Annotated in this window: 17 protein-coding genes; 1 reads left to right on the top strand and 16 read right to left on the bottom strand. The window is 53.7% G+C overall.

The window, feature by feature from the left end; translation table 11 throughout:
• Positions 1-382: 382 nt before the first annotated feature.
• From CD000_RS02910 to rpsU, 14 genes are all read right to left on the bottom strand, one after another.
• Positions 383-1,183 carry a pyruvate, water dikinase regulatory protein gene (locus CD000_RS02910; protein WP_011231964.1) on the bottom strand — a complete coding sequence of 267 codons (801 nt, stop codon included), beginning with the start codon at positions 1,181-1,183 and terminating at the stop codon, positions 383-385.
• Positions 1,184-1,205: 22 nt separating this feature from the next.
• Complete coding sequence (ccpN, locus tag CD000_RS02905; protein WP_272945229.1) at positions 1,206-1,829, bottom strand: transcriptional regulator CcpN; 624 nt, start codon at positions 1,827-1,829, stop codon at positions 1,206-1,208.
• Positions 1,830-1,901: 72 nt separating this feature from the next.
• A complete protein-coding gene (recO, locus tag CD000_RS02900) occupies positions 1,902-2,690 on the bottom strand; it encodes a DNA repair protein RecO (RefSeq protein WP_011231966.1) in 789 nt (262 codons plus the stop codon).
• Positions 2,691-2,721: 31 nt separating this feature from the next.
• The gene (locus CD000_RS02895; protein ID WP_096224835.1) at positions 2,722-2,865 is read right to left on the bottom strand and encodes a YqzL family protein; all 144 of its coding nucleotides are present in this window, start codon (positions 2,863-2,865) and stop codon (positions 2,722-2,724) included.
• Between the two features lie 101 nt (positions 2,866-2,966).
• Positions 2,967-3,875 (bottom strand): GTPase Era, encoded by a 909-nt coding sequence (era, locus tag CD000_RS02890; protein WP_011231968.1) that lies wholly within the window; start codon positions 3,873-3,875, stop codon positions 2,967-2,969.
• A complete protein-coding gene (locus CD000_RS02885; RefSeq protein ID WP_021322326.1) occupies positions 3,868-4,266 on the bottom strand; it encodes a cytidine deaminase in 399 nt (132 codons plus the stop codon). The genes era and CD000_RS02885 overlap by 8 nt, the downstream gene beginning before the upstream one ends.
• Before the next feature lie 129 nt (positions 4,267-4,395).
• Positions 4,396-4,749, bottom strand: a complete 354-nt coding sequence (locus CD000_RS02880) for a diacylglycerol kinase family protein (protein WP_011231970.1) — start codon at positions 4,747-4,749, stop codon at positions 4,396-4,398.
• Positions 4,749-5,219, bottom strand: a complete 471-nt coding sequence (gene ybeY, locus CD000_RS02875; protein ID WP_011231971.1) for an rRNA maturation RNase YbeY — start codon at positions 5,217-5,219, stop codon at positions 4,749-4,751. Before ybeY ends, CD000_RS02880 begins: the two co-directional genes overlap by 1 nt.
• Complete coding sequence (locus CD000_RS02870; protein WP_011231972.1) at positions 5,216-7,318, bottom strand: HD family phosphohydrolase; 2,103 nt, start codon at positions 7,316-7,318, stop codon at positions 5,216-5,218. Before CD000_RS02870 ends, ybeY begins: the two co-directional genes overlap by 4 nt.
• A gap of 49 nt (positions 7,319-7,367) precedes the next feature.
• Entirely contained in the window at positions 7,368-8,330 is a 963-nt protein-coding gene (locus CD000_RS02865) for a PhoH family protein (protein WP_096224834.1), read from the bottom strand.
• Positions 8,331-8,332: 2 nt separating this feature from the next.
• On the bottom strand, positions 8,333-9,520 hold the full coding sequence (gene yqfD / locus CD000_RS02860; RefSeq protein WP_014196371.1) for a sporulation protein YqfD: 1,188 nt from the start codon (positions 9,518-9,520) through the stop codon (positions 8,333-8,335).
• A 15-nt stretch (positions 9,521-9,535) separates the two neighbouring features.
• Positions 9,536-9,820 (bottom strand): sporulation protein YqfC, encoded by a 285-nt coding sequence (gene yqfC / locus CD000_RS02855; RefSeq protein WP_013144709.1) that lies wholly within the window; start codon positions 9,818-9,820, stop codon positions 9,536-9,538.
• A 101-nt stretch (positions 9,821-9,921) separates the two neighbouring features.
• Entirely contained in the window at positions 9,922-10,368 is a 447-nt protein-coding gene (locus tag CD000_RS02850; protein ID WP_011231976.1) for a GatB/YqeY domain-containing protein, read from the bottom strand.
• Positions 10,369-10,397: 29 nt separating this feature from the next.
• Entirely contained in the window at positions 10,398-10,571 is a 174-nt protein-coding gene (gene rpsU / locus CD000_RS02845; protein WP_008879912.1) for a 30S ribosomal protein S21, read from the bottom strand.
• A 186-nt stretch (positions 10,572-10,757) separates the two neighbouring features.
• Here rpsU and CD000_RS02840 point away from each other — a divergent pair, with 186 nt between their 5' ends.
• The gene (locus CD000_RS02840; protein WP_096224833.1) at positions 10,758-11,693 is read left to right on the top strand and encodes a Na/Pi symporter; all 936 of its coding nucleotides are present in this window, start codon (positions 10,758-10,760) and stop codon (positions 11,691-11,693) included.
• Here CD000_RS02840 and deoC read toward each other — a convergent pair.
• Both deoC and mtaB read right to left on the bottom strand, forming a co-directional pair.
• A complete protein-coding gene (gene deoC / locus CD000_RS02835; RefSeq protein WP_047758083.1) occupies positions 11,690-12,361 on the bottom strand; it encodes a deoxyribose-phosphate aldolase in 672 nt (223 codons plus the stop codon). The genes CD000_RS02840 and deoC overlap by 4 nt on opposite strands.
• Positions 12,362-12,498: 137 nt before the next feature.
• Positions 12,499-13,848: a tRNA (N(6)-L-threonylcarbamoyladenosine(37)-C(2))-methylthiotransferase MtaB gene (mtaB, locus tag CD000_RS02830; protein ID WP_011231979.1), complete on the bottom strand. Its 1,350-nt coding sequence runs from the start codon at positions 13,846-13,848 to the stop codon at positions 12,499-12,501.
• Between the last annotated feature and the right edge of the window lie 40 nt (positions 13,849-13,888).

The following is a 13,888-nucleotide window of genomic DNA, read 5'->3' as shown; positions in this document are numbered from 1 at the left end:
ACAAAGATTCATCAGAGCGGTGCATCTCGAAGATGCGCTTCGGTATATTATATTTCAGCAAGAAAAAGAAAATTTCACTTTTTTCTTGATGATCTTATGCAGCAGATGACCGCGCTCTCAAAGCAAGGGTTGCTTTACACCCCCTATTATTCTACACCATCGCAAAAAAATCCTGCTTTTTTGCCGAATGATTGACAACTTTGTCGAAAATCTTTTTTCGTTCTTCTTGACAAGCGGCTATAAATAGTTTACTCGTCTCATGGCCGCTCTAAACCTATATAGGTCATTTTTCTCGCAATTTTTCATTATAATATAAATCGCGGCAATATGCCATAAGAAAACGCACGACTCCAAATCAAGAAATCGTGCGGATGAGGCGAAGCTAGCGCTTCAACTTTTTCATAATGATGCTCGCCGTCTCTTCGACCGCCTTGTTCGTCACATCGATGACGTCGCAGCCGATTTTTTTCACGACTTCATCAAAATAAGCGAGCTCCTCTTTGATTCGATCCATATTGGCGTAAATCGCCTGGTCGTTCAGGCCGAGCGATTTCAGCCGCTCGCGGCGGATCGAAAGCAGTTTATCCGGACTGATTTTCAAGCCGAAGCATTTCCCCGGACCGACTCGAAACAGCTGCTCCGGCGGCTCGACCTCTGGAACGATCGGCACATTCGCCACTTTCAGCCGCTTATGCGCCAAATATTGCGACAGCGGTGTTTTCGATGTACGCGATACGCCGATGAGCACGATATCGGCGCGCAAAATGCCGCGCGGGTCGCGCCCGTCATCGTATTTGACGGCAAATTCGATCGCTTCAATCTTTTTGAAGTAATCTTCGTCAAGTACGCGCACTTGACCCGGCTCATATCTTGGCGTCAGCTGGAACAAATGGCTCATCTTTTCAATGAGCGGACCGATGATATCGTATGCGACGACCCCTTCGCGCGCCGCTTCGGCGAGCAAGAATTCCCGCATCTCCGGAACGACGAGCGTAAACGCGATAATGGCGCGGTTCATTTTCGCTAAAGCGACGACTTCAGCCAATGTCGTTTTATCTTCCACATACGGGACGCGTTTCACTTGAATCGGCGAGGCGTGAAACTGGCTGGCCGCCGCTTTGACGACAAGCTCGGCCGTTTCCCCGCCGGAATCGGATACGACGTAAACAAGGCGCTGGTTCATTCTTCTCCTCCTTTGTTTGGATTTAGTCCTCTTTGGCTAGCGACACGAATGCTTTCGTTATATTCGTTTTCGTAATACGGCCGATCACTTCATATCCTTTCTCCGTTTTGCGCACGACCGGCATGGCATCGATCTGTTTTTCAATCAGCTGTTCAGCCACGTCAATGAGCGGGTCGTCCTTGTAGCAAACGGCGATGTTCGGCATCCGCGTCATAATAATATTGACCGGGATCGCCGTCAGTTCCTGCTTGCCGAGGCTTGCGCGCAACAAATCTTTGCGCGACAAAACGCCCGCAAGCAACGACTCGTCATCGACGACAAACAGCGTGCCGACGTCCTCTAGAAACATTGTGACGATCGCATCATAGACGCTCACATTCTCATTGACGACAACCGGAATCGATTGGTAATCCTCGACTTTCATCTTTTTCATTTTATCGGCGAACAGCTGCTTGCCGGTTTTTCCCGTATAGAAATAGCCGACGCGCGGCCGTGCTTCCAAGTAGCCAGCCATCGTCAAGATGGCCAAATCCGGCCGCAGCGTCGCCCTCGTTAAGTTCAGTTTCTCAGCGATGCTTTCTCCGGTGATCGGCCCGTAGTCTTTCACAATTTGCAAAATCTGCTCTTGGCGTTTATTTAGTTCGATCGTCGTTCACCACCTTGCCAAAAAAGGTCCCACACGCTATCACTCTCATTTATATTATACTACACGCCCCATTCACAATGAAAATGATGCTCCTTGCCCTCCGTCGGGGCTGAGCTTGTCTTTCAGTTCACCGATTTGCTGCAAAAAACGCTTCGTCTTCAGCGACAGGCCGGCATATTCATCATAATAGGCGGACAATACGGCGCCCAGCTCCATCTTTGTGCTTTCTTTCACCGATATGGATCCAAGCCGAGCAAGATCGATATGAAAAAAGAGGCGCAACAGCCGGACGGAAGCCGAAGAGAGCGGGAACCGATGGGGATCGGACGCCTCGCAGCGATGGCAAAGGAAGCCCGCCTCCTTGACGGAAAACGAGAAGCGCCCCTCCGTCGCCCCGCAGCGGGCACAACGGTCCAGCACCGGCGGAATGCCAAGCACTGCAAGCATTTTCATTTCGTAAATGAACGTCAAAATCTCTAAATCGCGGCCTTCGCTCATATATTGTAGTGTCTGCAAAAGAAGCTCAAACAAGTACGGATTGCGCTTTTGCTCTTCCGTGCTTTTGTCGGTGAGCTCTACAATATACACCGCATAGGCGGCGGCAAACAAATCTTCGCGCAGCGCCCGCATCGAGTCGATGAGCTCTCCCTGGTGAAGAACGCCGACGCCGCGGCTGCGGCGGATGACATAATGGCCGTATGAGAGCGGCTGCGTAACAGCAGAAAGGCGGCTGCTTGGCTTTTTCGCTCCCCTTGCCATCGCAGCCACCTTTCCCCATTCTCGGGTAAACAATGTAACAATTTTATTTGTTTCGCCATAATCGACCGTCCGCATGACGATCGCTTCACACGTTTCGAACATCCCATCACCACCGCTTCTACCAACAACGATGCTACGAGATCGGCTGGTCGATTTCTTTCTGTTCAGCGTTTTGCTCTTCACCGCCAAACTGTTGCGCTCGTTCCAACTCTTTAAATAGGAGGTACGTGTCGATATTGCCTGTTTGGCTAAACAACTTCCACGTAAACTCAAGCATGGAATGACACCTCTTTCCGCCTGCAGGCATTGCGTATTGGTGGTTTACCTATAGGTTGGCTCAGGCAAAAACGGTTTATGTCGCGTAAAATTTTCTAACTGTCAATACTCGTCTTCACGGAACCCGAAATCACGCAGCTGCGAAAGGCGGTTGCGCCAGTCTTTTTGCACTTTGACCCACAGTTCCAAAAACACTCTTGACCCAAGCAGCGCTTCGATGTCAGCGCGCGCCCGCTGTCCGATTTCCTTCAGCATCCGGCCTTGCTTGCCGATGATGATTCCTTTTTGCGAATCGCGCTCCACAACGATCACCGCGCTAATATACACCGTTGGCGACCCTTCTCGCCGCTCGATGCGTTCGACGACGACAGCAATCGAGTGCGGAACTTCCTCGCGCGTTAAGTGAAGCGCTTTCTCGCGAATGAGCTCGGCGATGATAAACTGCTCCGGATGGTCAGTAATCTGGTCCGGCGGATAATATTGCGGCCCTTCCGGCAGCCGCTCTTTAATTTGCTCAAGCAGGCGGTCGACATTGTTCCCTTCAAGCGCCGAAATCGGCACGATTTCAGCAAACGGGTACAAATCTTTGTATCGGTCAATGAGCGGCAGCAATTCATCCGGATGGACGCGGTCGATCTTATTGATGACTAAAAACACCGGGGTGTCCACTTCTTTCAGCCGTTCGATGATGAACGCCTCACCGCGCCCAAATCCTTCCTCGGCATTGACCATAAACAAAATCAAATCCACTTCGCGAAGCGCATTGAGCGCCACTTTCATCATAAAGTCGCCGAGCTTATGCTTCGGTTTGTGCACCCCAGGCGTGTCGATAAAGATGATTTGCGCGTCATCGTCCGTGTACACGCCTTGAATCTTATTGCGCGTCGTTTGCGGTTTATCGCTCATAATCGCGATTTTTTGCCCGATGACGCGGTTTAAAAACGTCGACTTTCCTACGTTTGGTCTTCCGATAATGGCAACAAATCCTGATTTGTATCCTTCTTTACGCATGCAGATCCTCCGCTGAAAAAGCTTCTGGCAGCAATTCGCTGACTGTCATGACTTTCACATCGCCTTTGAGGTTGGCTAAAATGACTTTCATATCGCCGTGGCAAAGTTCGGCGATCACTTGGCGGCATGCGCCGCACGGCGGCACCGGGCGGGGAGTGTCGGCGATGACCGCAAGAGCAGTGAACTCCTTCTCCCCTTCCGAATATGCCTTAAACAACGCGGTCCGCTCCGCACAATTGCACACGCTGTAGGCGGCGTTTTCAATGTTGCAGCCGCGGTACACACTGCCGCCTTTCGTCAACAGCGCGGCGCCGACTGGAAACTTCGAGTACGGCACGTAGGCGAGTTCACGCGCTTTTTTCGCTTCGACAATGAGCTGCTCAATCTCCACGAGTTGACTCTTCCTTTCCTGCAAGCAAACGCTGTTTTCTTTTATTTTACAAAAAAACGCCATCCATTTCATCATTTGAAATGCATTTCAAAATGTAACAAAAAAATTCGAATTTTCTCTCTCATTCGTTTAGCGAAGATGCGGCCAAAACAGCAAAATGCCGATCACAACCGCAAATCCGGCCGCCGCGAGCACCGCCGCGGCAGCGATGTCTTTCGCCGCTTTCGCCAACGGATGAAACTCACCCGTCGCCAAATCGACGGCGCGCTCAATAGCCGTGTTGACAAGCTCAAGCGCAATGACCGTGCCGACCGCCATGAGCAGCACGATCCACTCCCAGCGCGACAGCCCAACGACCCACCCGGCGGCAAAGACGACAACAGCGGCCGCCAAGTGGAAGCGCAAATGAGCTTCCTCTTTCACCGCCGCCTTCATTCCCGCCCACGCCCAAGCAAACCGGTCTCGCTCTCGTTTGCCGCGCATTATCTTGTCAACCCGAACCTCGCCAAGATGTCTTCCTGCTTGGCGAACATGACGCGCTCTTCCTCTTCTGTCCCATGATCGTAACCAAGCAGGTGCAAGAAACCGTGCACAGCCAAAAACCCGAGCTCGCGCATGAACGAATGTCCATAGGCTGCCGCCTGCTCTTTTGCCTTCGGAATCGAAATGACGATATCGCCGAGCACCGGCGGCATATCAGCGCCGACGATGTGAACCTCTTCTTCCCCTTCCTCCTCAAGAGCAAACGAAAGCACATCGGTCGGCGCATCTTTGCCGCGATAGTCGCGATTCATCGCGCGGATGCGTTCGTTGTCCACAAATGTGACGCTCACCTCCGCCCCGTCCGGCACGTTTTCAAGGGCCGCCGCCTCGGCGAGCAGCCGCTCGATCGTCTCGATTTGCTCAGCGGTCACCTCGTTCGTTTCATCTAGAAAATCAATGTGAATGGTCATGCATGCTTCACCTTTTCCTTTCGTACTTCTGGGTATTCGATGCGCGAATGGAAGACGCCGTTTAAAGTCTCGCAAAGCGAACGGGCGACGAGTTCCAACTCCTTCAGCGTAATGTCGCACTCGTTCAGCTGGTTGTCCTGCAAGCGATCAGCGATGATCGACCGGACGATCTTCTCGATTTTTTCCTGCGACGGGTTGGATAGCGAGCGAACAGCCGCTTCGACGCTGTCGGCGATGTTGATGACCGCCGCTTCTTTCGTCTGCGGCTTCGGCCCGGGATAACGAAACTCCGCTTCCGAGACAAACTCGGTTTGCTCGCGCGCCTTATGATAAAAATACTTCAGCAGCGTCGTGCCGTGGTGCTGTTCGGCGATGTCGATGATCTCCTTCGGCAGCCGGTGCTTGCGCAGCAAAGCGACGCCGTCGGCGACATGGGCAATAATAATATTTTTGCTCAACTGCGGCGACAAATGGTCATGCGGATTGCCGCCTATTTGATTTTCGATGAAATAGCGCGGCCGCTTCGTCTTGCCGATGTCATGGTAGTAGCAGGCGACGCGCGCCAGCAAGCCGTCGGCGCCGATCGCCTCGCACGCCGCTTCGGCCAAATTGGCGACCATAATGCTATGATGGTACGTCCCCGGCGCTTCAGTGAGCAACTTGCGCAAGAGCGGATGGTTCGGATTGGACAGTTCAATGAGCCGAAGCGGCGACAAAATGCCAAACGCCGCCTCCAACACCGGCAAGAGACCGATCGTCAAAATGGCAGAAAAAACCCCTGAGGCCGCCGCCATCAGCACCAACAAGCCGATTTCCGTCGGCGAATAGCGGCCGTTTTTTAACAGCAACAGCGAAAAAAGCGAAACAATATTGACCGCGGCGACAAACACGCCGGCCCGCCAAATGTTCGCTTTCGCCAGCTCCTTTGGCAGACAAAACGTCCCGGCCAAGCCGCCGGCAAGAAAGTAAACAATCAACGACACCGACACCGCGCCGGCCGTTCCAATTTCCTCATTGAACAGCAAACTGCCGCACACTGCTCCGATGATGGTCGTCATCATCGCGAGCCGCTCTCCGAGCAAAATGCGGACGAGCATCGGCCCGAACGCCGCCGGCACAAGGTAACCGATGGAAACAGCGCCGCTAGATGGCAGAAGGCGAATGAGCGCCATTGTCGTCATCATCAACGCAAAAATGGCTGTATAAAGCGACAGCTTTTCATTCGTCGTTTCCGTCCGAAAATAATAAATGAGCGGAGCAAGCAGCAACAAAACGAACACCAAAAGCCCAGCGGCGGTCCAAGACGGACGCCCGCTCTCAAGCAAGCCGACCAGCTCGAGCCGGCGGTAAACATCATTCGTGATAAACTGTCCTTCCTCGACGATCACTTGCCCTTGCAAAATTTTCACCGGCTTCACTTCATCCATCGCCTGCCGCCGTTTTTCTTCCGTCGCCGCCCGATCGTAGACGACGTTCGGAATGACCGCCTGTCGGCAAAGCTTCGCGACCGCCTCGCGAAGCGGCGGCGACAGCGCAGCGTATTCAAGCTCTTTGGCCGCTTCCGCCCGCGCCGTGTCAAGTTCCGCTTGGGAAATGCGCTCGCTCATGACGGCATGCACCGCGGTCAAGGCGGCTTCCTTCGCCGTCTTGAGCTCCTCCGGCGAGGCGGCAAGCAGCCGTTGCCATTCAGCGGCAGACAGATAGGCAAGCCATTCCGGCGGCAGCCGTTCCTCAAGTTTGGCGATCATATCGCCGAGCGGGCGGTCCGGCTCCGCCTCGCGCTGCACGCTTTCAATCGCGGCAAACAGCGAGGAAAGAAGGTCGACCCGGTTTTCGGCATATTCTTTTTTTAACGTATAGACATCCGCTACTTTCGCCGCCGCCTCTTCTTTCAGCTTGGCGGTCGCCTCTTTGTCCTCGACCGTCACCGGCGAACGGATCGTTTCCTTCGCGACGTCAAACAGGCGCAGCTCATACTGGCGCGGCTTCACTTGCCAATACAAAACGGCAAACAACAGAACAGCCAAAAGCAAAAACAGCCAAAAGCGGACAAAGCGGACTGTTTTTGTCCGCTCAAGAAAAAAACGAAACCTTCCCACCGGTTTTCCCCTCGCTTTGCAAGAAAAGACCGATCCTGTCGCTCTCGTTCTATAAGCCCGCCTCATCATAGGCGTCAATAATTTTCGCGACGAGCGGATGGCGAACGACATCCGACTGTTCCAAAAACACAAAGGCGATGCCGCCAATGGAGGCCAAAATGCGCTTGGCGACCGAAAGCCCCGATTCGACGCCCTTCGGCAAGTCGACTTGGGAAATATCGCCGGTAATGACCATCTTCGAGCCGAAGCCGAGCCGGGTCAAAAACATTTTCATTTGCGCTGGCGTCGTATTTTGCGCCTCGTCAAGAATGACGAACGCATCCTCCAGCGTCCGGCCGCGCATATAGGCGAGTGGGGCGATTTCAATCGTGCCGCGCTCAATCAACCGCTGCGTATACTCCGCTCCCAACACATCGTTTAAGGCATCATACAGCGGGCGCAAATACGGGTCAACCTTCTCTTTTAAGTCGCCTGGCAAAAAGCCGAGGCTTTCTCCGGCCTCAACGGCCGGACGAGTCAAAATGATGCGCTTGACGCTGCCGTTTTTTAACGCCTTGACCGCCATGACGACCGCCAAATACGTTTTTCCGGTGCCGGCTGGGCCGATGCCGAACGTCAAGTCATACTGTTCAATTGCTGCAACATAATAGCGCTGGCCCAACGTTTTGATGCGGATCGGCTTCCCTTTGGCGTTTTTTGTAATCTCCTCGTCGTACAGTTGAACAAGGCCGTCAAGCGCTCCTTTTTTTGCAAGCTGAATGGCGTAAAGAACGTCGCGCTCGCTGACCGCCGCCCCTTTGCGAATGACGATCAATAAATGGCGAAGCAATTCATCAACGAGCTGAACTTGCTGCGGCGTGCCGGAGACGTTGACCGTTTCCCCGCGCGTCACAATCGACACGCCGAGCTCTTCCTCGATCCGCTTTAAATGGATGTCATGGACGCCAAAGAGCGCCGCCGCTTCCTGCGGGTTTCGCACATGTTGGCTGATCGTAACGAACTGCTCTGACATTCTCAATCTCCTTGGACGATGGGTTGTGGTACAGCAATATTTTCGATGACTTCGTAATGCAATTCTACCCTTACTTTACCATTCTCTTTCGCCTGATGCAAAACTTTTTCGCTGCGAATGGCCGCCTCCTCCGGCAATTTCGCCCGCAGCTCGCGGCGGGCGATCTCTTTCGCTTCCGCGAACGCTTCTTCCCACGTGTAGCGCCGCTTCACTTCTTCCGCCTCGCGGATCGTGATGCGCTCGTAATAGAGCGGCAAGTCCCATTTCCAAAAACGAAACGGCCGTTTTTCTGTCTCAACGATGGTATGGGCAAACACCGGCTTCTTCCATCCCCAAACAGGAATCAAAAGGCGCCCGATTCCGACATAATGCCGTTCGGTGAACTTGCCGGTCAACACATGAAACGTCGTCTCAAGCGGCAGGACGACCGTAGACTTGTACCATGTTTCGCCAAACACTTTCCCTGACGCCGGCACAAACTTCGTCCTCCCTTCAGCGCCGATAATGCCAGAAACAAGCAGCTGGCCTTTTTGCACATAGTCGTTGACGGAAACGAGCGGTTGTCCCTCTTCAACGAACAAATCAGCGATGACCGCCTCTTTTTTTGCCACGAGATGACGCGGCGGAATCGGTTTTTTCGGCTCCGGAATCTCTTTTTCAACGACGCGGAAGTGAAGCGACGTCCCTTTCCACTCAACGCCGACCCACGTGATGTCCGGAACGCGTTCCGTCAGCTTTTTTTGCAGCGTCTCCGGGTCATCAAGCAGAAACTGAAATGCGCCGCGCTCGACTCCCATTCGCTTTAACTCGCGGGCGATTTGATGCTCCGTCTCTGGAGCCGCCCCTTTGATTTCGATCTTCCAAACGATGTTCGAAAGCAAAAACACAATCGCTATAAAAAGGAGCAAGCCGAGCCAAAACCCGCTGTTCCGCCAGGCCTGCCGCCAAAAAAACGGCAGCCCGGTTCTCCCGACAAACGAAAGTTTGCATTCGCTTTGCCGGGCGACATGGCGCAGCCGTTTCACGTCGCTGAGCTTAATGAAAAACGTCGCGGTATCCGCGCTATGCTTTTTCACGTTCCAGACGGCAATCCCTTGGCGGACGCAGGCGTTGATCAACCGTTCGATCCCTTTCCCTCTCGCTTTGACCCGCACGCTGCCGGCGAGTGTGTCGACCCATTCGTTTTTCATCTCCGTTCCTCCTCGCTATTCATCTATATAAACGACTTGGCTGATTTTTCCTTCCAATAAAATTTCTTCCGGCAAAATCGTTTTAATCACAAACTGTTCGCCGCGGACAACGAGCTGTCCGTTCCGCAGCAAAAGGCGGAGCTCTTTATCGCTGAACGCGAGCAGCCCGCGGTGGTTTTCAATGTAAATATGTATGTGCCCAACCATCGTAATGCGGGGCAGATCCATCATAATGTCGGCGGGAAGTTCAAGCTTTTCCGCCATCCACCGCTTCATCTGCTGGCGCCATTTTTTCACCATCAAAAAGAACCCCCTTTCATCTCATATGTATGAGACAAAAGGGGGTTCTAGCACCGCTTTTCAAAAACAACGGGCCTGCCTGTCGGCAAGGCCCATTGCATTTATGACAGCTGTTGTTGGACAAGTTTGTTGACGAGCGAACCATCCGCTCTTCCTTTCACTTTCGGCATGATCGCGCCCATCACTTTTCCCATATCCGCTTTCGAAGAGGCGCCGACTTCCTTGATCGTCTGCTCGATCAATTCGCGCAGCTCGTCCTCTGTCAGCGGCGTTGGCATATACGATTGAACAATTTCAATTTCGGTTTTCACTTTTTCGACAAGATCTGAACGGCCAGCGTTTTCAAATTCTTGGAGGGAGTCTTTACGCTGTTTCAGTTCGCGAGAAAGAACCGTCAGCTCTTCGTCTTCCGAGAGCGGGCTTTTGCCGAGCTTGATCGCTTCGTTTTGCAGCGCCGCTTTCAGCATCCGGAGAACAGACAGTTTTTCTTTCTCCTTGTTTTTCATCGCCTGCTTCATATCGTCATTCAAACGATCGAGAAGACTCACCGATTATACACCCTCTTTAATGCATGCTCTTAGTGCTTGCGCTTTCTAGCCGCCTCAGATTTTTTCTTCCGTCTGACGCTTGGCTTTTCATAAAATTCGCGCTTTCTCACTTCTTGCAAAGTGCCCGTTTTCGAAACGGCACGCTTGAAGCGACGAAGAGCGTCGTCGATCGACTCATTTTTGCGAACGATCGTTTTGGACATCCTGCTTCCCTCCCTCCGAACAACAACCATTGCATATTGTACTTGTCAATTATAATACATGCTGACAGAAAAGGTCAATAAAAAAAAAAGCAGCGGCGGCCTGCTGGCCGCCTCTTCCCCGCGCTGAAAAAACGGTCATCACCCGCGGACAAGGCCCATACATATAGGGTGAAAGGGGAGTCGCCCATGGGGTCGTTTCTGATGCTGTTTGCCATTTACACCGCTTTGTTTCTTCTTGGCATGTTTATGATGAAAGCTGGGCTTTACACGTTGTCCGGCCATCGGTTAAAACGGTGGCTCATGCGCTTTACCGCCACGCCGCTGCAAGGATTTGCCGCCGGTTTGGCGACGACCGCTCTCCTGCAAAGCAGCTCAGCGGTGATGGTGATGACGGTCGGCCTTGTCGCCGCCGGCTACTTGTCGTTCCGCCAATCGATCGGCATCATTTTAGGCAGCAACATCGGCTCGACGGTCACGACCGAGCTGATGACGCTTGATATCGGCGATGGCGCCATCCCACTTCTTGTCAGCGGCGCGCTGCTTGTTTTTTTCGGCTGCCATCGCCTTGTTCTCGGCATCGGCATGACCACTGTCGGCCTCGCCGCTGTGCTGTTTGCCATGGACGGCTTTGGCAGTCTCGCTAAACCGCTTGCCGCCTATCCGTTCGTTGATGCATGGCTTAAAGAAACGAACCGATCCGTCGCTGTCGGCCTTCTTGTCGGCATCGTCCTCACCGCTCTCGTTCATTCGAGCGCGGCAACGATCGGCATCGCCATGGGATTTTTAAACGAACAGCTGTTGACGCTGTCCGCGGCGATTGCTCTGTTGCTTGGCGCCAACATCGGTACGTGCATCACCGGGCTTTTGGCTTCGATCGGCTCCAGCAAAGAGGCCCAGCTGACCGCCTACACCCATCTATGGCTGAACGTCGTCGGCGCCGCTTTGTTCGCCTTTTGGACCGAGCCGCTCGCCAGTTTTGCCGCCAGGCTCAGCCCAGCGCCTGATGTGCAGCTCGCTCATGTGAGCGTCTTGTTCAACGTCATTTGCTCAGTGGCTGCTCTTCCATTTGTCGGCGCCATCGAAAAGGTCATTCTGTTTTTGCATGACCGAAACCGGGCTTAGTAGTCAGCGCGACCCGTCCCGCCGGTGACGATCGCCACCCCAGAGCTTGTGCCGATGCGCGTCGCGCCGGCGTTGATCATCGCCTCAGCGGTTTTCCAGTCACGGACGCCGCCTGATGCTTTGACGCCTGCTCTGTCGCCGACCGTTTTCCGCATCAGCGCCACATCCTCCACCGTCGCACCTCCGCCGGAAAACCCGGTCGACGTTTTCACATAATCAGCGCCGGCTTTCACTGCGAGCTGGCAGGCGCGCACTTTTTCCTCATCGGTCAAAAGCGCCGTTTCAACGATCACTTTGACAAGCGCCCTGCCAGCCGCCGCTTCGACAACCGCACGAATGTCGCGCTCGACAAGCTCGTCTTGCCCGCTTTTTAACGCGCCGATGTTGATCACCATGTCGACTTCGCGAGCGCCGTTTTCGATGGCGTTCGTTGTTTCAAACGCCTTTGTTTCCGGCGTCGTTGCCCCAAGTGGAAAGCCGATGACCGTGCAGACGCGGACATCCGTGCCGGAAAGCTCGCGCGCCGCCGTTTTCACCCACGTTGGGTTGACGCACACGGCAGCAAAGCCGTATTGCTTTGCTTCCGTGCACAGTTGCACGATTTGTTGTTCTGTCGCTTCCGGTTTGAGCAGCGTATGATCGATCATTTTCGCGATATTCATCGTCATTCGGAGAAACCCCTTTCTGCCATTTCCGTCAAGATGGAAAGTCTGACGTCTACCATCATACCATGCTCCCTCGACAAAAACTAGCCATCCGTATTGTCTCCGGAAAAAGACAGAAAAAACCCAGCAACTAGGCTGGGTTATGAGCTCCATTTGACCGAACGGGCCATTTCATCCGGCACAACGCGGACGAACTCTCCTTCATTGTACGGATAGCCGGCTTTCGTAATCTTCACTTTGACAAGTTCACCGACCATTTCCTCGGTTGCCGGGAAGCGGACTTTCAAATAGTTGTCTGTATAGCCGACGTACAAATCCGGCCGCTCTTTGTCGCGCTCTTCCGGAATGACTTCGAGCACTTGCCCTTCAAACCGGGAGGCGTACTCTTTCGCCAATTGGTCGGACAGAGCGATCAAGCGGCGGACGCGGTCATGCTTCGTTTCTTCATCGATTTGGTTCGGCATGCGCGCCGCCGGCGTGCCGGTCCGCTTCGAATAAGGAAAGACATGCAGTTCGGAAAACCGTTGTTCACGAATAAAGTTGTACGTCTCCATAAATTCGTCTTCCGTCTCGCCTGGGAAGCCGACGATGACGTCAGAAGTCACCGCCAGCTCTGGAAACACTTCGCGCAGCCGGGCGAGCCGCTCCGCGTAAAATTCCACCGTATATTTGCGGCGCATCCGCTTGAGCACCGTATTCGACCCAGACTGGAGCGGAATGTGCAAATGGCGGACGATTTTCTCCGACCGCTTCAGCACATCAATCACTTCATCGGTGATTTGGCTCGCCTCAATCGACGAAATGCGGAGCCGCTTCAGCCCCGGCACTTGCTCGTCCAAATCGCGCAACAAGGACGCAAAGTTATAGTCTTTCAGATCGGTGCCATAGCCGCCTGTATGAATGCCGGTCAGAACGATTTCTTTATAGCCGGCGGCGACGAGCTGGCGCGCCTGGCGAATGATTTCCTGCGGATCGCGCGAGCGCATTAAGCCGCGCGCCCACGGGATGATGCAAAACGTGCAGAAGTTGTTGCACCCTTCTTGGATCTTAAGCGACGCCCGCGTCCGATCAGTGAATTCCGGCACATCCATCTCCTCAAAAACGCGCGTTTTCATAATGTTGTGAACAGCGTTGATCGGCTGGCGCTCGCGCTGGAATTGCTCGATGTAATCCAAAATTTTATGCCGGTCTTGCGTGCCGATGACAATATCAACGCCCGGAATGGCCATGACCTCAGCCGGCGATGTTTGCGCATAGCAGCCGGTCACGCAGACGACGGCGTCCGGATTGCGGCGCACCGCACGACGGATGACTTGACGGCTCTTTTTATCGCCGGTGTTCGTCACCGTGCACGTGTTGATCACATACACATCCGCACGGCTTTCAAACTCTTTTCGCTCGTAGCCGGCTTTTTTAAACAGCTGCCAAATCGCTTCGGTTTCGTAATGATTGACTTTGCAGCCTAGTGTATGAAAAGCCACTGTCGGCATCTTGTTCACCTCACTCTGCCCCCCGCTTAAGGATCAGCGG

Origin of the sequence: Geobacillus sp. FJAT-46040, from assembly GCF_002335725.1 — a bacterium.
Lineage (GTDB): Bacteria > Bacillota > Bacilli > Bacillales > Anoxybacillaceae > Geobacillus > Geobacillus thermoleovorans.
The sequence above is the reverse complement of the archived record's forward strand: the minus strand, read 5'-3'. Positions and strand labels throughout refer to the sequence as shown.